Origin of the sequence: Pedobacter suwonensis, assembly GCF_044762335.1 — a bacterium.
GTDB lineage: Bacteria > Bacteroidota > Bacteroidia > Sphingobacteriales > Sphingobacteriaceae > Pedobacter.
The window spans coordinates 19,021-39,877 of the sequence record NZ_JBIWEB010000028.1 but is presented as its reverse complement, the minus strand read 5'-3'; the positions used below and the strand labels follow the sequence as shown (position 1 = coordinate 39,877).

Annotated in this window: 22 protein-coding genes and 1 pseudogene; 17 read left to right on the top strand and 6 right to left on the bottom strand. The window is 37.3% G+C overall.

Annotated elements, in window-relative coordinates:
• Nucleotides 1–153: 153 nt before the first annotated feature.
• Nucleotides 154–945, bottom strand: a complete 792-nt coding sequence (gene cdaA / locus ACIQXP_RS24305; protein ID WP_090986607.1) for a diadenylate cyclase CdaA — start codon at nt 943–945, stop codon at nt 154–156.
• A 116-nt stretch (nt 946–1,061) separates the two neighbouring features.
• Complete coding sequence (gene folP, locus ACIQXP_RS24300; RefSeq protein WP_387508443.1) at nt 1,062–1,922, bottom strand: dihydropteroate synthase; 861 nt, start codon at nt 1,920–1,922, stop codon at nt 1,062–1,064.
• 99 nt (nt 1,923–2,021) lie between these two features.
• Between folP and ACIQXP_RS24295 the strand changes: the two genes are divergently transcribed.
• The 5 genes from ACIQXP_RS24295 to ACIQXP_RS24275 are packed head-to-tail and all read left to right on the top strand — an operon-like array spanning nt 2,022 to nt 5,784.
• Complete coding sequence (locus tag ACIQXP_RS24295; protein WP_387508441.1) at nt 2,022–2,567, top strand: DUF1599 domain-containing protein; 546 nt, start codon at nt 2,022–2,024, stop codon at nt 2,565–2,567.
• 32 nt (nt 2,568–2,599) lie between these two features.
• A complete protein-coding gene (locus tag ACIQXP_RS24290; RefSeq protein ID WP_387508439.1) occupies nt 2,600–3,751 on the top strand; it encodes a BT_3928 family protein in 1,152 nt (383 codons plus the stop codon).
• Between the two features lie 2 nt (nt 3,752–3,753).
• Nucleotides 3,754–4,809 carry an ABC transporter permease gene (locus ACIQXP_RS24285; protein ID WP_293743180.1) on the top strand — a complete coding sequence of 352 codons (1,056 nt, stop codon included), beginning with the start codon at nt 3,754–3,756 and terminating at the stop codon, nt 4,807–4,809.
• Between the two features lie 5 nt (nt 4,810–4,814).
• The gene (locus tag ACIQXP_RS24280) at nt 4,815–5,261 is read left to right on the top strand and encodes a DinB family protein (RefSeq protein ID WP_387508437.1); all 447 of its coding nucleotides are present in this window, start codon (nt 4,815–4,817) and stop codon (nt 5,259–5,261) included.
• Between the two features lie 19 nt (nt 5,262–5,280).
• Nucleotides 5,281–5,784 (top strand): shikimate kinase, encoded by a 504-nt coding sequence (locus ACIQXP_RS24275; protein ID WP_387508435.1) that lies wholly within the window; start codon nt 5,281–5,283, stop codon nt 5,782–5,784.
• Nucleotides 5,785–5,890: 106 nt separating this feature from the next.
• Here the strand turns inward: ACIQXP_RS24275 and crtD are convergent, their stop codons facing one another.
• Nucleotides 5,891–7,378 (bottom strand): 1-hydroxycarotenoid 3,4-desaturase CrtD, encoded by a 1,488-nt coding sequence (gene crtD / locus ACIQXP_RS24270; protein ID WP_387508433.1) that lies wholly within the window; start codon nt 7,376–7,378, stop codon nt 5,891–5,893.
• Between the two features lie 39 nt (nt 7,379–7,417).
• Between crtD and rhuM the strand changes: the two genes are divergently transcribed.
• Nucleotides 7,418–8,407: a virulence RhuM family protein/type II toxin-antitoxin system death-on-curing family toxin gene (rhuM, locus tag ACIQXP_RS24265; RefSeq protein ID WP_293743184.1), complete on the top strand. Its 990-nt coding sequence runs from the start codon at nt 7,418–7,420 to the stop codon at nt 8,405–8,407.
• 1 nt (nt 8,408) lies between these two features.
• Here rhuM and ACIQXP_RS24260 read toward each other — a convergent pair whose 3' ends face one another.
• A complete protein-coding gene (locus tag ACIQXP_RS24260; RefSeq protein ID WP_387508430.1) occupies nt 8,409–10,112 on the bottom strand; it encodes a M28 family peptidase in 1,704 nt (567 codons plus the stop codon).
• A gap of 42 nt (nt 10,113–10,154) precedes the next feature.
• Complete coding sequence (locus tag ACIQXP_RS24255) at nt 10,155–10,613, bottom strand: DoxX family protein (RefSeq protein WP_293743186.1); 459 nt, start codon at nt 10,611–10,613, stop codon at nt 10,155–10,157.
• A gap of 511 nt (nt 10,614–11,124) precedes the next feature.
• Between ACIQXP_RS24255 and rlmD the strand changes: the two genes are divergently transcribed.
• Both rlmD and ACIQXP_RS24245 read left to right on the top strand, forming a co-directional pair.
• Nucleotides 11,125–12,537 (top strand): 23S rRNA (uracil(1939)-C(5))-methyltransferase RlmD, encoded by a 1,413-nt coding sequence (gene rlmD, locus ACIQXP_RS24250; RefSeq protein ID WP_387508428.1) that lies wholly within the window; start codon nt 11,125–11,127, stop codon nt 12,535–12,537.
• A gap of 68 nt (nt 12,538–12,605) precedes the next feature.
• Nucleotides 12,606–13,019, top strand: coding sequence for a hypothetical protein (locus tag ACIQXP_RS24245; RefSeq protein ID WP_387508426.1), 414 nt, complete (start codon nt 12,606–12,608; stop codon nt 13,017–13,019).
• 141 nt (nt 13,020–13,160) lie between these two features.
• On the opposite strand, the gene ACIQXP_RS24240 is transcribed toward ACIQXP_RS24245, so the two are convergent.
• Nucleotides 13,161–13,865, bottom strand: coding sequence for a head GIN domain-containing protein (locus ACIQXP_RS24240; protein ID WP_387508424.1), 705 nt, complete (start codon nt 13,863–13,865; stop codon nt 13,161–13,163).
• Between the two features lie 189 nt (nt 13,866–14,054).
• On the opposite strand from ACIQXP_RS24240, the gene ACIQXP_RS24235 reads away from it, so the two are divergent.
• The 9 genes and pseudogenes from ACIQXP_RS24235 to hemH all read left to right on the top strand — a co-directional run bounded on the left by ACIQXP_RS24235 (nt 14,055) and on the right by hemH (nt 20,852).
• Complete coding sequence (locus tag ACIQXP_RS24235) at nt 14,055–14,561, top strand: phosphoribosyltransferase family protein (RefSeq protein ID WP_090986580.1); 507 nt, start codon at nt 14,055–14,057, stop codon at nt 14,559–14,561.
• Nucleotides 14,562–14,833: 272 nt separating this feature from the next.
• Nucleotides 14,834–15,472: a 1-acyl-sn-glycerol-3-phosphate acyltransferase gene (locus ACIQXP_RS24230; protein WP_387508422.1), complete on the top strand. Its 639-nt coding sequence runs from the start codon at nt 14,834–14,836 to the stop codon at nt 15,470–15,472.
• Nucleotides 15,469–16,566 carry a glycosyltransferase family 2 protein gene (locus ACIQXP_RS24225; RefSeq protein WP_387508420.1) on the top strand — a complete coding sequence of 366 codons (1,098 nt, stop codon included), beginning with the start codon at nt 15,469–15,471 and terminating at the stop codon, nt 16,564–16,566. The genes ACIQXP_RS24230 and ACIQXP_RS24225 overlap by 4 nt, the downstream gene beginning before the upstream one ends.
• Entirely contained in the window at nt 16,536–17,210 is a 675-nt protein-coding gene (locus ACIQXP_RS24220) for a carotenoid biosynthesis protein (protein ID WP_387508418.1), read from the top strand. Before ACIQXP_RS24225 ends, ACIQXP_RS24220 begins: the two co-directional genes overlap by 31 nt.
• 28 nt (nt 17,211–17,238) lie before the next feature.
• Nucleotides 17,239–17,448 carry a DUF2683 family protein gene (locus ACIQXP_RS24215; protein WP_387508416.1) on the top strand — a complete coding sequence of 70 codons (210 nt, stop codon included), beginning with the start codon at nt 17,239–17,241 and terminating at the stop codon, nt 17,446–17,448.
• A gap of 184 nt (nt 17,449–17,632) precedes the next feature.
• Nucleotides 17,633–17,710: pseudogene (locus ACIQXP_RS24210) on the top strand (Txe/YoeB family addiction module toxin); the annotation flags it as partial.
• Between the two features lie 17 nt (nt 17,711–17,727).
• On the top strand, nt 17,728–18,579 hold the full coding sequence (locus ACIQXP_RS24205; protein WP_387508414.1) for a 4-hydroxy-3-methylbut-2-enyl diphosphate reductase: 852 nt from the start codon (nt 17,728–17,730) through the stop codon (nt 18,577–18,579).
• 128 nt (nt 18,580–18,707) lie between these two features.
• Nucleotides 18,708–19,382 (top strand): fatty acid desaturase, encoded by a 675-nt coding sequence (locus ACIQXP_RS24200; protein ID WP_387508412.1) that lies wholly within the window; start codon nt 18,708–18,710, stop codon nt 19,380–19,382.
• A 459-nt stretch (nt 19,383–19,841) separates the two neighbouring features.
• Nucleotides 19,842–20,852, top strand: coding sequence for a ferrochelatase (gene hemH, locus ACIQXP_RS24195; protein WP_387508410.1), 1,011 nt, complete (start codon nt 19,842–19,844; stop codon nt 20,850–20,852).
• Nucleotides 20,853–20,857 lie beyond the last annotated feature (5 nt).

Here is a 20,857-nt window from a genome sequence, read left to right as displayed (position 1 = left end):
CGAAGTTATTCTGGCAAACCGCCGTATACCGATCGGTACGTACGGTGGTGTGAGAGGACAGATAGGGAAATAATCCCTATCTTCCTACTCGATAGATGACGAAAATTGGTTAAAATCAGTGTAATCACCTTAAATCCTCTTAATCTGTGTCTACTAAAAATCCTTATTCAGCAACTTTTCCAGTTCTCCGAATGAAACATTCATTCTTACACGCCCTTGTTTAGCATATGATATTTCTCCCGTCTCTTCAGATATAATCACGGCAACCGCATCAGTGGTTTCCGAAACGCCGATACCTGCCCGGTGCCTTAAGCCGAATTGAGGAGGCAACTGGTCATTATCTGTTAAAGGCAAAATGCAACTCGCGCTTTTAATTCTGTTTTCAGAGATTACTACTGCGCCGTCGTGAAGCGGACTGTTTTTCTGGAAAATGCTTTCCAATAAGCGTTTTGATATTTTGGAATCAACAAATTCGCAGCTATTGGCAAAAAACTGTTCATCATAAAATTTAACAAATACGATTAAGGCTCCTGTACGCGTTTTTTTCATGCTTTTACAAGCATCGATAATAGGCTTTATACGGGTTAAATTGTTTCTTTCAATTTCTTTCCGGCCAAATAAATAACCCCACCAGGCTTTGTTTTTTTGTAAAAAGGCATTTTTCCCGATCAGCAAAAGAAAGCGCCTGATTTCAGGGTGGAAAATTACAATAAGGGCAATAATCCCCACACTCATAAATCTGTCTATAATGGCAGTCAGTAATTCCATGTGCAGGGCCTTTACTATCCAGTAAAAAACGGTGATAATAAACATCCCAACCAGAAGGTTAACAGCTAACGTGTTTCGGATCAGGGTATAAACATAGTAAATTAATAAAGCCACCAAAATGATATCAACGATATCAGTTGGTGATACTTTAAGGAAATCAAAATCAAAACCTTTCATTAGTGGCAAGATAGCAAAACGGATTCCAGTTTACAAACAGGATAGACTAACTGTTTAAACTGGTTAATCGGTTAATTGCTGATGAAATATTATAGATGTATAAAAGACGCTGTTCGCTAACCGCTATGTGCTAACCGCTCCACCAACCGCACACACTCTACCGCTTCTTTCACATCGTGTACCCTTAAAATACCCGCACCTTTTTGTAACGCAATGGTATTAAGTACTGAAGTGCCGTTTAAAGCCTCTGCTGCTGTAATGCCAAGTGTTTTATAGATCATTCCCTTTCGCGAGAAACCCACTAAAACAGGAAGTTTGAAGATTTTAAACGCTTCCATTTGTTTGAGCAGTTCATAATTATGTTCAGTGGTTTTCCCAAAGCCAAAACCCGGGTCAATAATCACATCATGGATGTGCAGTGCTTTAAGTGCAGCAACTTTTTTTGCCAGATCATCGATCACTTCGAGCAATACATGATGATAAATTGGATTTTGCTGCATATTTTGTGGTGTACCCTTCATGTGCATCATGATGTATGGCACCTGCAGCCTGGCTACTGTTTCGAACATCTGCTCGTCCAGATTTCCGGCTGCAATGTCGTTAATGATGTGTGCACCAGCTTCAATGGTTTCCAGGGCAACCTTTGCCCTGAAAGTATCAATGGAAATAATCGCCTCCGGAAATGCTTTTACCAAACTTTCTACCACAGGTACCAAACGGTCTGTTTCTTCACTGGTAGAGATATCCTGAGCGCCTGGCCTTGATGAGTAACCGCCAACATCAATAAATGTAGCCCCTTCACTTAAAAATTGTGTTGCTTTACTCAAAGCTTCATCAATCGTTTTTGTACGGCTGTTGTGATAAAAGGAATCAGGAGTGATATTCAAAATTCCCATTACTTTTGGCGTGCTTAAGTCGATAATTCTGCCTTTTATATTTAAGCTTTGTTTGGGCTCAAAAAAGTTTTTTTCTGCCATAATAAACCCTTTCGGGATTTGGGTTTCGCTTTAAAAATGTATCTTTAGCTTTTGTTTTTTCATGACAAAAATACACTAAAAACTAAATAATTATTGGCTTTGGCACAAACAAATACCTCTACAGAATTTGACGAAGTGATTGCGGTTTGCAGATCATTATTTTTAAAAAAAACTAAAGATTACGGAACTGCATGGCGGATTTTGAGACCAAGTTCAATAACTGACCAGATTTTTATCAAAGCACAGCGCATCCGTACCCTGGAAGAAAAAAAAATAAGTAAGGTGGGAGAGGGTGTGATATCTGAATACATTGGGATTGTAAACTATTGCGTGATTGCCATGATGCAACTCGAATTAACCGAAAGCGACCCGAATGAAATGCCTTTTGAAGAAGTTGAAAAAAGGTTTGACGATAAGGTAACGGAAACCAAAGATTTGATGTTTGCCAAGAATCACGATTATGGAGAGGCCTGGCGTGATATGCGCATTAGTTCGTTAACCGACCTGATTTTGATGAAAATTTTTAGGGTTAAACAGATAGAAGATAACGAAGGCCAAACGCTGGCTTCAGAAGGTGTTAATGCGAATTATCAGGATATGTTGAACTATTCTGTTTTTGCACTGATCAAACTCGGCGTAAAATAAATAGCAAAATAGCCTTTAAAATAGATACATAGATGCGAAATATAGTTTTAAGATTCTCCAGGATTTTTGTCGGTGCTTTATTCATATTTTCAGGATTAATCAAAGCGAACGATCCGCTTGGCTTTGGCTATAAACTACAGGAATATTTTGAAGTTTTTCATATGAATTTCCTGAGCGGAATGGCTACTGGTATTGCCATTTTACTTTGTACCTTAGAAATTGTGCTCGGTGCCTTATTGTTATTAGGTTTCTGGAGCAAAAAAGTAGCCTGGGGCCTGTTGCTGCTCATTATCTTTTTTACCCTGCTTACCTTTATATCCGCAGCATTTAAAGTAGTAACCAGTTGTGGCTGTTTCGGTGATGCCATTCCGCTTACACCTTGGCAATCTTTTACCAAGGATCTGGTGCTTTTAGCAATGATTATTGTTATTTTCCTTAATAAAAATCTCATCCATCCATTGTTTAAAAAAGAAGCAACACAAAGAAATATTGCTATTGCCGTAACAATTGTATCTTTAGGTTTTGGGTTATATACTTACAATGTTTTACCCATTATTGATTTTCTGCCCTATAAAGTTGGCGCACATATTCCGTCGTTAATGGTCATTCCTCCAGGAGAAAAGCCTGATGAATTTGAGATCATGTATCACCTCAAAAATAAGAAAACCAAAGAGGAAAAAGACATGAGCGATAAAGCCTATCTTAAAACGGAGATATGGAAAGATAACAATTGGGAAATTATCGGCGAACCGGCAAAAAGGCTGGTTAAAAAAGGATTTGAGCCTAAAATCAAAGATTTGAACATTACGGATGCTTCCGGAACTGATTATACAAAGGAACTGATTGAAAACCCATACTATAATTTAATTTTTGTGGCTTACGATCTGCACGCAACCAATGAAGCTGCTATTGGTAAATTAAATGCACTGGCCTTAAATGCCACCCAACAGTTTAATATCCGTACAGTATTGCTTACTTCTAATTCGGCGCAGGATGCGCAAGCATTTATTAAAAAAAATAATCTGTTCTCAGAAGTATTTTTTGCAGATGCAGTTCCGCTAAAAAGTATGGTAAGGGCAAATCCTGGTGTTTTATTGATGAAAAACGGAGTGGTGATCAATAAGTGGCATTACCATAATGTACCCACTTTCGACCAACTCAGCCGGAAATATTTCGATAAATAAACATGATTGGATATGCACTAAAAAAACTCATGTATGGACTGCTGGTGATGGGCGGTGTAATATTGGTTGTTTTTGTGCTGTTTAACATTTTGCCCGGCGACCCTGCAAGGATGACAATGGGGCAGCGGGCCGATGTACAATCACTTGAGGCTGTTCGTAAAGAATTTGGTTTAGATCGATCGAAGCCGGTTCAGTTTATTTTATATCTGAACGACTTATCGCCTGTCAGTATTTTGGATAATAACAGTGCCAGTCAACAGAAATACCATTACGCCAAACTCATAACTTTTGATCAAAAAGTACTGGCATTAAAATGGCCCTATCTGCGTAATTCTTACCAAACTAAGCGAGATGTTACTGCGATTCTTTCCGAAACGGTACCTAATACTTTTATCCTGGCATTAACAGCAATGATTTTTGCCACCATAATAGGTGTGTTGCTGGGAGTGCTGTCTGCAGTATATAGAGATTCGTGGATTGATAAAACAGCCAATGCATTTGCTATTTTAGGGATATCCGCCCCTTCATTTTTCGCGGGAATTATTATTGCCTGGCTATTTGGCTTTGTGCTGAGCGATTTTACAGGCTTAAAAATGAATGGGAGTCTTTATTCCTACGATCCATTTAATGGAGAGGTATTAACGTTAAGGAACTTGTGGTTACCAATGATTACACTGGGGTTAAGGCCATTGGCCATTATTGTGCAGTTAACCCGTAGCGCCATGCTGGATGCTTTGGCGCAGGACTACATCAGAACCGCAAAGGCGAAAGGTTTAAGCAAAAATGCGATTATATATAAGCATGCCTTAAGAAATGCAATGAATCCTGTTATTACAGCTATTTCAGGATGGTTTGCATCTTTATTGGCAGGCTCTTTCTTTGTAGAATACATTTTCGGCTATAACGGTTTAGGGAGAACAACAGTAACCGCCTTAGAAATGTCTGATTTTCCGGTAGTCATGGGATCAATTCTTTTTATTGCCTTTGTTTTTGTAGTCATTAATATTCTGGTCGACATTTTATATGCCTATGTTGATCCCAGGGTTAAATTAAGTTAGGTACGATGAGTGAAGAGGAAATCATAAAGTATACTAAACTTGCCGATATACAGATTATCGAGATATTTAAGCAGGCAACTATTGAATTGCCTGATGCAGAACGTTTGTTCAGCCATGTGCTTAATGCCCAGCATATTTGGGCGCAGCGTATTTTTGGCAAAAAACCGGTTTACGGTGTTTGGGATATTCACCCAAGAGAAAATTTCGAAAGTATCTCTTTAGAAAATTTCAGACTGATTAAAGAGGCATTGAATAATTACACTTTAGATCATAGGATTTTATATTCGAACTCCAGAGGGGGTCAATATGAAAATCGTGTAGATGAAATTTTATTTCATTTGGTTAATCATTCTACTTATCATCGCGGGCAGGTGGTAACCTTATTAAAGAAGGCTGGGTTTACGCCACCTGTAACCGACTACATTATGTTAAAACGCGACCATCTATTTTAGGTCGGCAATCTTAAATCATATGAAAGTTTTTCTTATCGGCTATATGGGCTGCGGCAAAAGTACCAAAGCAAAACAACTGGCACACCGTTTAGCATGTCCGGTGATTGATCTGGATGCCGAAATCGTTACGAAAACAGGCAAAAGCATTGCAGAATATTTTGCAGAATTTGGAGAAAGTGGTTTCAGGGATTATGAAAGTGAAATGCTTAAAACCTTCAACTATCCTGAAAGTTGTGTGGTGGCTACCGGAGGTGGATTACCTTGTTTCTTCGATAATATGGAATGGATGAATGCAAATGGTACAACGGTTTATCTGCAAATGGAACCTGCAGCTTTGGTTTCACGTTTACATAATCGCCAAAAGCGTCCGTTGATTAAAGATTTGGATGATGAACAACTTCTGGTATTCATTAAAGAAAAACTTCAGGAACGTGATCCTTTTTATACAAAAGCAAAAGTAATTGTAGATGCATTTGACCTCGATGGAGAGAAGTTAGAAGAAGCGATTAAGGGAAGTCTTTAGTCTGGAGTCTTCAGTCGGTAGTCGATTAATCGCTTTAGCAAGCGTACTATCAGTCATCAACAATTTAGTTGTTGTCCAATGAACCAATGGCTAATGAACCAATGAACTATTTAACCACTGAATGAATATCATCATCAATAATCTTAGCAGATAATAAAGCCAATGGGATCCCGCCACCTGGATGTACGCTACCACCGCAGAAGTAAAGATTCTTCACTTTAGAACTGAAGTTGGAGTGCCTTAAAAATGCTGAAAACTGATTGTTGGAGCTATTGCCATATAAAGCGCCCTGATATGATCCTGTTTTGCTTTCTATCGATCTAGGATCAAGAATCTGTTCGCAAACGATATCCTTTTCGATGTTCCGGTTTAAAATCCGGCTGATTTTTTTGATGATATTTACCTTCGCTTCCTTGATCAACTGATCCCAGTTTTGTCTGGTATTGGCAGGTACATTAATCATCACAAACCAATTCTCAGCATGAGCTGGTGCATCCGTTCTGATGTGTTTAGAACTGATGTTAATGTAAATGGTAGGGTCGCTGCTCACGGTTTTATCTTTCCAGATGGCATTAAATTCCTTTTGATAATTTTCGGTAAAGAAAATGTTGTGCAGGCCTAGCTCACTATAATTGCTTTCCATGCCCCAGTAGAAAATTAAGGCTGAGCTACTTCGTTCCTGCGTTAATAGTTTTTTCGGCTCTGCTATGCCTTTCAATAAATTTTTATAAGTAAACCAGATATCGAGGTTAGAGATTACGATGTCTGCTTTGTAGATTTTATCGTTAACTTTAACACCCTTTATTTTAGGTTTGCCTGCATCGGTGTATAGAATTTCTTCAACTTTCTGGCTGTAATGAAACCTGATACCCAGTTCTTCAGCCAATTTTACTAAAGCGCTTACAATGCCATACATTCCATCTTTTGGGATAAAAGCACCAAAATGATATTCAAAATGCGGAATTACATTCAATGTAGCCGGTGCCTGATAGGGGTCTGAACCGTTGTAGGTGGCATAGCGGTTAAAAAGCTGTGTAATGCGCTCATCTTTAAAAAATGATTGGTTCGCCTTGGCCTGTGTTCTAAAAGCATCAATCTGACCAAAACGGAATATCGATTTTAAAGTATCCCAATGCAGGTAACTTTTAAGTCTATGTAAACTCCTTTCTAAAAAAACGCGATGTGTAACCTCGTATATTGTCTCGCTTTTTTTTAAATAACGCTGTACTTCTGCTGCGGTTGAATGGGTTTTTTCTTCAATATCCCGGGCAAATTTGTCAAGATCAGCGGTAGCATTTAGCCTTAAACCATCTTCATAAAAGTAACGGCAAATTTCTTTTAACTTAGTGTATTTAAAATAATCTTCAGGATTTTTCCCGGCCAGTTTAAAGAGTTCATCTACATATTGTGGCATGGTAAAAAGACTTGGACCGGCATCGAACCTGAAACCATTCATTTTTATTTCCCTTAGTTTACCTCCGGCTTTTGAGTTGGCTTCAAAAACATCAACTTGATAACCTTTAACAGCGAGGCGAATAGCAGAAGCAATTCCTGCAATTCCTGCTCCGATAATTATGGCTTTTGGTTTAGGCATAATGCGAAAATAGCACAAATATTTTACTAACTTAAAGCAATGACTAAGGATGAAATTATAATTTATAAAAATGAAGCAGGACTTCCTGTTATAGAGGTGGCAATTAAGAATGAAACTCTTTGGTTAACCCAGAAACAGATTGCTGATATTTTTGGTACTCAAGTTCCGGCGATTAATAAACACATCAAGAATATATATCAAGATAAAGAGTTGGATAAAACAACTATTTCCAAAATGGAAATAGTTCGTGTTGAAGGCGTAAGACAGGTGAAAAGAACAGTTGATATTTATAGTCTTGATATGGTATTGTCGATAGGTTATAGGGTAAATTCAATTAAAGCAACGCAATTCCGTATATGGGCCAACCAGATTTTAAAAGATTATCTATTAAATGGATATGCCATAAATCATAAAAAATTACAAGAGCAAAGCCAGCAACTCGTGGAGTTGAAGCAAACCATTAAGTTAATTGGTGCTGTTCAGAATAACTATTTGCTTAATCATGATGAGCTAAAGGATACTTTTAAAATTCTTACAGATTATGTTTATGCTTTAGATGTTCTTGATCGTTACGATCATCAGCAGCTGGAAAATGAAGTTTCTGGCCATAGGGGTGATTTTAAAATAGATTACGATTCTGCACTTGAAGCCATAGATGATTTGAGAGTGAAATTTGGAGGAAGCAAACTCTTTGGGAATGAAAAAGACCGATCATTTAAAAGCTCATTGTATACCATTTATCAAACATTTGATGGAGAAGAGCTTTATCCAAGTATGGAAGAAAAGGCGGCCAATCTATTATATTTCGTAGTAAAAAATCATTCATTTTCTGATGGAAATAAACGGATCGCTGCCTTTTTATTTGTTTGGTTCCTAGATAAAAATAAAATGCTCTATCGCGAAGATGGTACGAAAAGAATAGCCGATAATGCATTGGTTGCGCTTACCTTACTGATCGCAGAAAGTGATCCTAAAGAAAAAGAAATGATGGTTAAAGTAGTGATTAATTTGATCAACTATAAAAATTAACCTACTTCAATTCCGATAAATATACCTGTGTCTGTTTGTCAATCTCGTTGATGGCAAACTTAATGGCCGAATCTACTCTCGTAGTTTCTGGTTTAACAGGCATTTTATTGATGGTTGCCAGTGCATCAACGTACCATTTGCCCCAAACCTCAATAATATGTTTCTCATCATCTGCCGATTTTCCATTTGTAATTGCTTTTTTGCTGAGCTGAAATTCTGTTTTTAAGCGGATCAGCGCATCTGCTTTAACTTGAGAAACGGTAGCAATAGCCGTGTTTTCGTCTGCAGAAATTAAGGTATAGGCCGCAGTTAAACCACTGATGCCGACGTTTTTCATTTCTGTTGCGGAAACTTTATCGATTCTATCGTTATCGGTGTGATAAAAAACATCGGTAAAGTGCCACATCAGTAAACCTGGTATTTTATTTTGTAAAAACGGAGTGTGATCGCTTCCCCCTTCAAAAGGGTTATAGTTAACCGTCCAATTGGCAAATTTACCCTGTGCTTTACAGATATCGAAAATAAAATCGTTGAAATAGTGCGGGAAAAGATCTTTCTCACTCACATCACCAGCACCCCATTCAGTATGTTTATCCGTACCTCTCGTCCAAATGGCTGATGGATCAGGCATTTTTTCGATTAAGAAAGAGCCGCCAGTTTTTTTAGTGTTTTCGCCAACCATATCCAAACTCATTCCCCACATAATGCCCCTGGCCCTCGTGGTATCCTCGGTAATATATCTTCTTGTTGATACGATTTCATCGCCCCATAAAAAGGTCAAGCTGCGTTCAGGTTTTATCTTTTTTGCCTGATACAGTTCTGCCGTTAATCTTGCCATTTCTGCTAATGTGCCTACACCACTGGCATTATCGTTTGCACCAGGCTCCTGAACATGTGCACTGAAAACAAAACGTTCATTAGGATTTATACTTCCTTTAATATTTGCCACAATGGTTAATTCTTCGGAAGGATATATTTTAGTCTGAATATTGACTTTTAATTTAGTATCACCTTTTAGGCAAGCGGCTTTTAACTTTTCTTTCGCTGTATAGGAAAGGAGCAATGTCCACACTTCGCTATTGGCTTTCATGCTGCCAAACTGAATAGAAGTTTGATGAATTTCCGGTTGGGTATATTTTGGCATTGAATAGCCTAAAACCCCAATGGCCCCTGCTTTAGTTGCGATTTGTAGTAAACGCGATGGACTATTTTCAGAAAACAGAATTTTTCCTTTCAAATCCATCTTTTCTATTTCTGCTGAAACTATTTTTTCGATGTAAACCACGTTAGCCGTTACACCATCAGCAGCAGTTGAACCACAGTTGATGGGAATCATGTTACGGTTGGTTTTATAAGAAATAAGCGGTTGTGACTCACCTATAATATCGATATTGGCATCAATAGGCTCCCAGGTGGTATTTTTCATCGCTCTTTTTTCAATCCGATAAGTTAAGGGCGCTTCAAACTCATTTTTTTTCTGTTCTACAAAACCAGCCTTTTTAAGGATATTTTCGACGTAATGAATACTGGCGTTAAAGCCTGTATTGCCAGGTACACGAAAGTATTTTTCTACAAAGGCCGTTGTTTCATAGGCATTTTTTTCCTGAAACCCTGCTCTTGTCATTTTGAAAAATCCATCTGTCGTGTTTTGCGCATAACAGGTAACGCCTGCCAAAAGCAGTAGAAAAAGTATCTTCGTTTTCATGATCATTAGTAAAAACGAAAGATACTAAGAATTTAATGTTGTTTAGTCGTAGCGCTTCCCCATTTTACGTTTTAATCCTTCATCAACCGATAGTGGTCCAGAGCCAACTACCCAAAAAATGATAAGAAGAAATAAAATTAACACGGAGAACCAGAGTTCTGAATTCAGGGGTGAGAATCCTAAAGTAAGGTTAACGAAAAATACGGCAAACAATAAAATTGGAAGCTGAATAACAACTGCAAAGCGGGTAACTAAACCTAAAGTGATCAAAATACCACCAACTAAATGTGCAAATGCAACAACATGAATGGCAACACTGATCAACATACCTGAAAAACCAAAAACGTTGTTTTGTGTAATCATGTTCTGGAGCACAGAAGTGTCGCTGACAAAAGAAACACCTTTTCCAAAAATGATCAGGCCAAGTACAATCCGAAGATAATCCAGCCATTTTGCGTGATGAACATCTCCCCAATGTTCAATTTTACGGATAACGTTCATCATGAACCTCCATTTTTATGTAAATGATATATTAAGTTAAGGATTTATATTTATTATATCAAATAAGTATTTGAAAATCAGTAGGAATATGTTTTAAATTAAAAGAAAGCAACACATTTATCTTTCTGCTAAAAAATTAACAGTAAATTAATCTATACCGTTTTGGTTTTTGGTCTGAATTTTGTATTATTGCTTAAATAGATTCGTTTTTTATCATGAGCAAGGAAATACTAGAGTTTTCTGTACAAGTGGATGAAAAATTCGACCTAAAATTTAACTGGTTGGGCGGCTTTTGGGACGCAGCATTTAGATTTTTTGGAAAATAATTTTTTAAAACCATAATTATTGAAGGAGCATCAGCTTCCTGATGGAAAGTTATGGCTTGATTTTTCCGGTTCTTCAGTCTATCGCGCTCTTTATTGCTGGTCTCAATCTTTTTGACCGACAGTTTTTAAGCCTTCTGTCTTTCTGTCCTCCACCTTCAACCTCTTTTTCCTATCTTTGCAAAATAATGAGTAGAAGAAAACCTGGTACGGTAACTATTGTTCCAAACGTACAAATAATTGATATTGCTGAAGAAGGAAAAGGTGTTGGCAAGGCTGATGAACTGGTCATCTTTGTGGATAAAGCTGTTCCTGGTGATGTAGTAGATGTGCGGTTGACCAAAAAGAAAAAGAATTTCGCCGAAGCAATCATTGATCAGTTGCATGAAAAATCAGCATTGCGTACTGATCCTTTTTGTCCTCATTTCGGAACCTGTGGTGGTTGTAAATGGCAGCACATGGGTTACGATGCTCAATTAAAGTTTAAGCAGAAAAATGTTGAGGCAGCTTTACAGCGCTTAGGCAAAATAGATACCTCTGGTACAGAACTGATTCTGGGTTCTGCAAAAAACAGATATTACCGCAACAAATTAGAATTTACTTTCTCGAACAAACGTTGGTTGGAGAAAACTGATGTAGAGCGCGATGAAGATTTTGATATGAACGCATTGGGTTTTCACGTACCTTTACGTTTCGATAAAATTTTAGATATCGAACATTGTTATTTACAGGATGAACCATCCAATTCCATCAGAAACGCTGTCCGTAAATATGCTTTAGAAAATGAATTGTCTTTTTACGATCTGCGTAACCATGAGGGCGTTTTGCGTAACCTGATTATCCGTACTTCCAGTACAGGAGAAGTAATGGTGGCGGTGGTATTTGCTTATCCTGAACAAACACAGGTTGATGGTTTAATGGGATTTCTAAAAAATGAATTCCCGCAAATTACCTCTTTACTTTATATTATTAACCAAAAGAAAAACGACACTATTTTTGATCAGGACGTCGTGGTTTTCTCTGGCCGCGATCATATTTTCGAAGAAATGGATCGAATCCGCTTTAAAATCGGGGTAAAATCTTTTTACCAGACCAATTCTGAACAAGCCTTCGAACTCTATAAAATTACCAGGGAATTTGCCGGATTTAAAGGCGACGAACTGGTTTATGATTTGTACACCGGGGCTGGAACAATTGCCAACTTTGTGGCCCGAAATGTAAAACAGGTGGTAGGCGTAGAATATGTACCTACCGCGATTGAAGATGCTAAGTTCAATTCTGAACTGAACGGAATTGATAATACGATCTTTTATGCCGGTGACATGAAAGACATTCTTACTTCCGAATTTATATTGGCCCATGGTAAGCCTGATGTAGTAATCACCGATCCGCCACGTGCTGGAATGCATGCAGATGTGGTGCAAAGATTATTGGAAATGGAAGCCGAAAAAATAGTTTATGTTAGCTGTAATGCCGCAACACAGGCCAGAGACCTCGAACTGTTAAAGGAAAAATATGATGTAGCCCGCATTAAGCCGGTAGATATGTTTCCGCATACGCAGCATGTAGAGAATGTGGTACTTTTGAGATTAAAGGCGTAAAATGTAAAATGGAAGAGGTTTGATGAGCTTTAAACGGTCTAATATTTAAACCTTCCAACAACGAAGAAATGGATAGAGAAGAATTATTAAGTGCAACACCAGAAGATAGCGGGGCGCCACAACGTAAACAGGAAAGTCCACTGATAAGTTTAGAAAAAGACCTGGAGTTTTATGCTGATGCGATCAAAGAAGTGGCCATTGAGATTATGGTTGAAGGGATTTCTGCTCATCCGATTTTCATTGCTCATCAGCACGAGGTAAATATTGGTGAAGTGATTTTAAATAAAGAAGAGCTTAATACCAATTGGACCATACAAGCCTCTACATTAGAAGAATTTGTAGAAAAAGGAATTATCAGCAAGGAAAAAAAAGAACCATTCTTAAAAGTATATAAGAAACCCGAAGACTTTATGTGTGTATTCGTGATCGTTCCTGAAGGTGCTAACTTTATTTATTATCCGTATAAAAGAGGTAGAGGGTAGAACGATGGAGGGGTAAAGATTTATGTGCCAATGCCAATAATAGCCAGAATCTGTATAATCCTCGGGTATCTGGGAATTTTTTATAAAGAAGACGCTGCTTGCATCCACAGAGCAGCGCCTATCATTAACTAAACTAAACTTTTAATTTACGTGGTGCACATCCCCACTTTTTGAGCTTGATGTTTTTTTAAGTGACGCGTTCCCCTTATAACTTACATCGCCACCGCCACTTGCACTGGCTTCCAGGCCTTTATTTACGTAAAGATTTACATCAGAACCACCAGAAGCCTGAACCTTTGCGTAATCTGCAATTAATTCATAAGCATCGATATCGCTACCGCCACTGGATTGAATGGTCATATTTTCCGCTTTTCCTTTTAAATCAATGTCGCTGCCTCCGCTTGATTGGATAGATAGATCTTTACAAACTACACTAAGTTTCAAATCTGATCCACCGGATGACCGGATGGCAAGTTTATCTGTCTTGAGCTGATTTTGTGTGAAAACATCTGAACCCCCCGAAGCTGCTATCGCATTTAAGCTTTTAAAACTGACGTAAGCTTTAATGGTACGGTTTTTAAACATACTTCCCCAGTTGATGCCATCTTTAAATTTGATGGTAACATTGCTGCCACTTTGCTCCACAACAATATCTTTTAATATTTCCGAATCAGCTTTTACGTTTACACTTTCGCTTCCACCCTGTGTTAAGTACAAATCAATTCCGCTACTTACCCCAATGCTGTTGAAGTTTTTAACTGTGAAGCTTTTGGTTTCCTGTGCTTTAGCTATGTAGCTAGCTGCCACTATAAATAAGATGGCGGATGATTTGATAAAGATTTTCATATTTGTTTTTCGTTAAATGATTATGAAGCTGTTGCAATGCAATATTTGCATCTCAAGGCTTCGGTTATCGTTTTGGTTACAGATTAGACGCATCTCTGGCGAAAACGTTGCAAACGATCGAAATTATTTTTTAAATAGTTTGAATTTCATCCTTAAAATCGTTCTTTTTGTATTCAATCCGATTATACAATGGCATCGCAATTACTTATCCTTAACAAGAAACAAATTCAGCAGAAAATAGATCGTATCGCTTATCAGATTTTAGAAGATAACCTGAACGAGAAAGAAGTGGTACTTGCCGGTATTTGGGACCGCGGTTATAAATTAGCGCAAAGGTTAGAGAAAGTGCTTAAAAAGATTTCAGGCTTTAAACTTACCCTGTTGCGTATCGATCTGCAGAAGGAAAGCAGCAAACTGGTAGCTTCAACAGATTTGGATGAAAGCCATTGGAAAAACAAAGTGATTATTATTGTTGATGATGTATTGAATAGTGGTAAAACCCTTGCTTATGGTTTAGGTGTTTTCTTAAACACACCACATAAAAAAATCCGTACGGTGGTTTTGGTTGACCGCAGCCATAAAATCTTTCCCATTGCCACTGATTTTGTTGGACTTGAACTTGCCACGGTTTTAAAAGAGCATGTTGATGTAGTGATGGATGTGGAAGGTGAGGAAGACCGGGTTTATTTGAGCTAGGATTGATCTAAGATGAAAGAGGTGGAATGGACGATGGGATAGTATAAGTGATATTGTTACGCGTACTAGAACTACTCAATATCGTTCTCGTTTGGAACCTGGATGTATGAAAAAAGCGATGAAATTGCTTATTGAGAAATTATTATACAGTTTTCATCACATTAGAAATGTGAATCTCGCTGATCCTTGTTAAAAACGATGACCATCAATTCATCAAAACAATCTTTTTAATCGTCTATATATAGTACACATTTGCAATTCACCTCAATTTTTTGCAATTTTCCGAAATGTATCAGCCCAGAAAAAACAATCTGATTTTCAAATTTTTCTCATGGTATATTCAGTTTATTATCAAAAAAGATTTTGCTGCATTCAATTATAATGCAGTAGAAATAAAATCGGATTCTTCTATTTTGATCCTGGCCAATCATTTCAGCTGGTGGGATGGTTTTTTTCTGTTTTACATCAACAAAAAAGTGTTAAAAAAACAGTTTCATGTTTTGGTGAATGCCGAGAACTACACTAAAATAGATTTTTTGAAGTATTTAGGTGCTTTTGCTGCCGAAAATAAAGGTAAAGATGTGCTGGAGACGCTTAACTATGCAGGCAAATTGTTAGATAATCCTGCAAACCTGGTGCTGGTATTTCCACAAGGCAAATTGTATTCTAACCATTTAAACGGCATTAATTTTGAAAAGGGGGTCATGCAGATCATTAATGCCAGCCAGAAAAAAATGAATATCATTTTTGCCGCTACTTTTATCGATTATTTTGCCAAGAGAAAGCCTACAGTTTATAATTATTTACAGCGATGGGAAACTGAAGAGTATGTGAGTTTGCAATTGCTAAAAAGTGCCTATAATAAACATTACGATCAATCGGTTGTTAAACAAAATCAACTAATTGAATGACAGTTTTTATTTACGCAGTATTAATTTTTCTGGTAATCCGCGTTTCGGTTACGGTTTTCAATTTCCTTTCTAACCCAAAGTTGCCAAGGGTGGTTAAACATCATCATGACCTGGTTTCGATTCTAATTCCTGCCAGAAATGAGGCGGAGAATATTTTAGAATTGCTTATTTCGATAAAAAATCAGGATTATACCGATTATGAGGTTTTTGTTTTGGATGATAACAGCAACGATAATACTTTCGGGGTAGTCGAAAAATTTTGCCTTGATAATCCGCAATTTAAGGTGGTAAGTGGTAAAGCGTTACCTCCAGACTGGCTGGGTAAAAACTATGCCTGTTACCAGCTTAGCGAATTGGCCACCGGTAAATACTTATTATTCATTGATGCTGATGAAACCATTAAAAGAGGATTGATCAACAGCCTAATCAGCAGGATGGAAATTGGAAGCCTTACGTTGCTCAGCGTTTTTACCAATCAAACAATGAAATCGATAGGTGAATGGTTAACTGTGCCTTTGATGCATTTTATCCTGTTGAATTTATTGCCTTTGCGATTGGTGAAGCTTTCTAAAAATCCGGCTTTTGCAGCAGCCAGTGGGCAATGTATGTTTTTTAATTCCCATAATTATAAAGAAAACCGTTGGCATGAGCGGGTTAAACATCATGTTGTGGAAGATGTGGAAATTATGAAACTGGTAAAACAGGAAAAATTTAATGCAGAAGCACTTCTGGGCAACGGATTGATTTATTGCAGGATGTATAAGAATTTGAGCGAAAGCATAAATGGCTTTAGTAAAAATTTACTTGCAGGTTTTGGTAATAACATCATAATATTATTACTTTACCAGCTTTTGGTAACGGTAGGACCATTGGTTTTGATCTTAAACTTTAATGTTACTTTACTTGTATTACCCTTAACTTTAATAGTATTAAGCAGAATGATGATTTCCTATTTATCCGGACAGCGTGTTTTGATAAATCTGGTTCTACATCCTTTACAGATGTTGTTCTTCTTAATCATTTTACTCATTTCTATAAAAAAACACATTTTTAAAACGAGCACATGGAAGGGCAGAACGATCAAAACGATTTAAAGGTTAAAAGGATTGCAGTTGCAATAATTGTCGTTTTTCATGTAGTTGGCTTGTTTGGCTTCTTAATCCCCCCTGCACAGCCTTATTTTGTAAAACTAGTTCCTTTTCATTTATTGCTGATGTTTGCCATAATTGTTTTTTCATACAATGGCGATGTAAAAAGATTATTATTGTTCGTTTCAGGAGTATTTCTCTGTGGCTTTTTAGTCGAAGTATTAGGCGTACATACCGGAAAGATATTTGGCAGCTACTACTACGGCGATACACTGGGTTACAAAGTTGCTGCAGTTCCATTGCTAATGGGTATAAACTGGGTGATCCTGATATTCAGTATTGGGCAAATGATGAAAAGTATAAAAATCAGGCATAGTATTTTGGCATCGGCTATAGGGGCCTTTGCACTTGTAGGGCTTGATTTCTTTTTAGAACCGGTGGCTATGAAATTCGATTACTGGCATTGGGACTGGCACGAAATTCCGGTTCAGAATTATGTTGCCTGGTTTATTGTTTCGGTAATTTTGCTGAAGTTTTATTATGCTTTAGGCTTAAAACAGCAGAAATATATTGGTGTGACTATGTTTGCCGCACAGCTAATCTTTTTTGTTGTCTTGTACATGACAACCGGAACAAATATTTTTGCTTAATTTTGTATGTTAATTCTAATTAATTCCCATGATGGAAACGGTAATCGTACAGCCTAAAAATAAAAAACAGCTTTTGGCGGTTGAGGCCGTTTTACAAGCATTAAATGTAACTTTTAAAAAAGAGAAGAGCTATAGTCGTGAATTCATAAATGACATAGCCAGAGGAGAAGAAGATATAAAACATGGACGTTTAACCAGGGTTAAGGATGTTCAAAATATATGGGAAAGTATTTTGTAGACGTTACAGATCAAGCTAAAAAGCAATTAGCTGAGATTTTTAAATCAGGAGACAAAGCTTCCATTAAAAACTTCAGCGAATTTTTATAGAATTAAGTATTCATCCAAAATCAGGCGTAGGTAAACCTGAATAGTTAAAATTTGAATTTTCCGGTTATTGGTCTAGGCAAGTAAATAAAAACGATAGATTAGTTTATAGAATTGATGAAGAGATTATTGCTGTATTTGTAATTTCTGCAAAGGGACACTACCACGATAAATAACTAATCCTTAGAAAAAAATGAGCAATCTAAACTTACAGGTTAACATCGATAAATCATCAGGCTTTTGCTTTGGAGTAGTATATGCTATAGAAATGGCAGAAGACATTCTGGATAACGAAGGTTATTTATATTGCCTTGGCGATATTGTGCATAATGATGAAGAAGTAGAGCGTTTAACTAATCGCGGATTAAAAATCATCGATCATGAGGTCCTAAAAAACTTAAAGAACGAAAAAGTTTTGATCAGGGCACACGGTGAGGCACCATCAACCTATCAACTGGCTTTAGAAAATAACCTTACATTAATAGATGCTTCATGCCCGGTTGTGCTTAAATTGCAGAACAGGATTAAAAATTCGCATGATGATAATGAGCAGGTTCTTATTTTTGGTAAGCATGGCCATGCTGAAGTGATCGGATTACAAGGCCAAACAGATGGTAAAGCCATTGTTTTTCAAGATTTGGCCGAATTAGATCAGGTTGAGCTTCCGGCTAAATTTACCTTATATAGCCAAACTACTAAAAGCACAGATAAATTCTATCACATTAAAGATGAGTTATTGAGTCGTGGTTACGAAGTTAAGGCCAACGATACCATTTGCAGACAAGTATCTAACCGATATGAAGAACTGGAAGATTTTGTGAGTCATTATGATAAGATCGTTTTTGTTTCGGGAAAGAAATCTTCAAACGGAAAAGTACTTTATGATGTTTGTAAAAAACATAATGCTAATTCTTACTTCATTTCGAATGTAGAAGAGTTGGAGCCAGGCTGGTTTGCTGAAAACGATAGGGTAGGTATTTGCGGAGCTACCTCTACACCAATGTGGCTGATGGAAAATGTTAAAGCCGCTTTAGAGCAGTATTAATCCTCTTGTTAAGGCGTCACCCTGACCTGTAGCGCAGCGGAAAGCTACGCAGTATAATTATTCCAGGGTCTTTATAACAAAGAAAGATGCTGAAATAAATTCAGCATGACGAAATAAAATAAAAATCATTGAAAAAGATAAATCCATATGCCGGAATATTGGTTGCGTTAACCGTAATTACTTGTTGGTTTATTTCTCTTTATTTTTTGCTGATATGGGATTTTAAATGGAGCAATCCTTTGGTTTATCTCATGGTTTTTGTTCAGATGCATTTGTACACCGGCTTGTTTATAACCGCCCACGATGCTATGCATGGAACAATAGCACCGAACACAAAAGCAAATAATTTTATTGGTTATCTATCTGTTTTTCTCTACGCCGGTTTTTTTTATAACCGTTTGTACGCGAAACATCACCAACACCACCGTCATGTACATACTGAAAAGGATCCGGATTTTGCGCCACATGGCTTTTGGAAATGGTATTTCCGTTTTATGTTAAATTATGTTACCATTATTCAATTGGTCATTATGGCCATAGCTTTTAATGTTCTAAAAATCTGGATTGATGAAAAAAATCTCTTACTATTTTGGGTACTGCCATCTTTGTTAAGCACTTTTCAACTCTTTTATTTTGGAACATATTTGCCTCATAGAGGAGAGCATGATAATGAATACCATTCAAATACTTTACGGAAAAATCATTTTGTAGCTTTTATAACCTGTTACTTTTTTGGTTATCACTTTGAGCACCATCAAAAGCCAGGTATGCCCTGGTGGCAGCTTTATAAAACGAAGGGATAACAGTATCTTTAGTAGTGGGGCCAGGTTAGCAACATCTGATCAAAGCGTAAGATGTTTCTACCTTACACTAAATAAACAGCTTCTAATTTCCTAAAGAATCTTTTGCTTGTTTCTGCAACTGTCAGATGGTAAAATCCGACTGCACATTGATAGTAGCAGCTAAAAAACAGCACCTTTAATAAGGTTTAAAAACGTTAAAAACTTGCACAAAACCTAGTCCATAAACCTGACCGGACGAAAATCCTTTTTGAGGTATGAACGTTTAAATAGCATTACCTGCCACAAAAAGCATGTAGGAAAGGCAGGGCCATACTTAAATGTACTTGCTATCTTCGCTTTTCTAATAAATATGTAGCCAATACAAGTTTTTTGACCGAAAAATGGCGGCCATTACATTTTTACATAGGGAAAAAGCAATAAAAAGGCGATATTTGCGCCACAAAACATATTCTTGTATAGATGAGCAAAAAGGGAATTTTACTGGTAAATTTAGGAACACCTGATAGTCCGGCAACAGCTGATGTTAGAAGATACTTAGACCAATTTTTAATGGATGAAAGGGTAATCGATATTCCCAAACTGAACAGGACATTATTGGTTAAAGGCATTATTGTTCCTTTCCGTAGTCCTAAAACTGCAAAATTATATAAAGAAATCTGGAATGAAGATGGCTCGCCATTGCTGTTTTACAGTAGGATACAGGCTAAAATGCTTCAGGAAAGATTAGGTGATGAGTACCATGTAGAACTGGCTATGCGTTACCAAAACCCATCTATTGCCTCTGCTCTGGCCAATTTAAAAGCAGGTTTGGTAGAAAGTATACAGGTAATTCCCATGTTTCCACAATATGCATCTGCCAGTACTGGTTCGGTAATGCAGCTGGTAATGGAATTGGTGAGTAAGTGGCCAACAGTTCCACCCATCTCTTTCATTAATTCATTCCACGATAACGAATTAATGATAAAAGTTTTTGCCGAAAATGCAAGGAAACATAACGTAGAAAGTTATGACCACGTATTGTTTAGTTTCCACGGCTTACCGGAACGTCAGCTTTTAAAATGCGATCATACCGGGAGTTATTGTTTAAAAAATGCCGATTGCTGCCAAACATTAAACGATACCAATAAATTTTGCTATTCTGCCCAGGGACATGATACCGCTAGGTTAATCGCTCAGGAATTAAACCTGTCAAAAGATCAATATACTGTTTGTTTTCAGTCCCGCTTAGGTAAGGAACCATGGGTACAGCCTTATACTACCGATGTATTAAAGAAACTGGCTGCCGAAGGCAAAAAACGCCTTTTAGTTTTTAGCCCGGCTTTTGTGGCTGATTGTTTGGAAACGCTTTACGAAATCACGGTAGAATATCACGAAGAATTTAAAGCTTTGGGTGGCGAACATGTTCAGTTAGTGGAAAGTTTAAACGATAGTCCTGTATTTATTGAGGCTTTGGCCGGAATGGTAAAATAAATCAA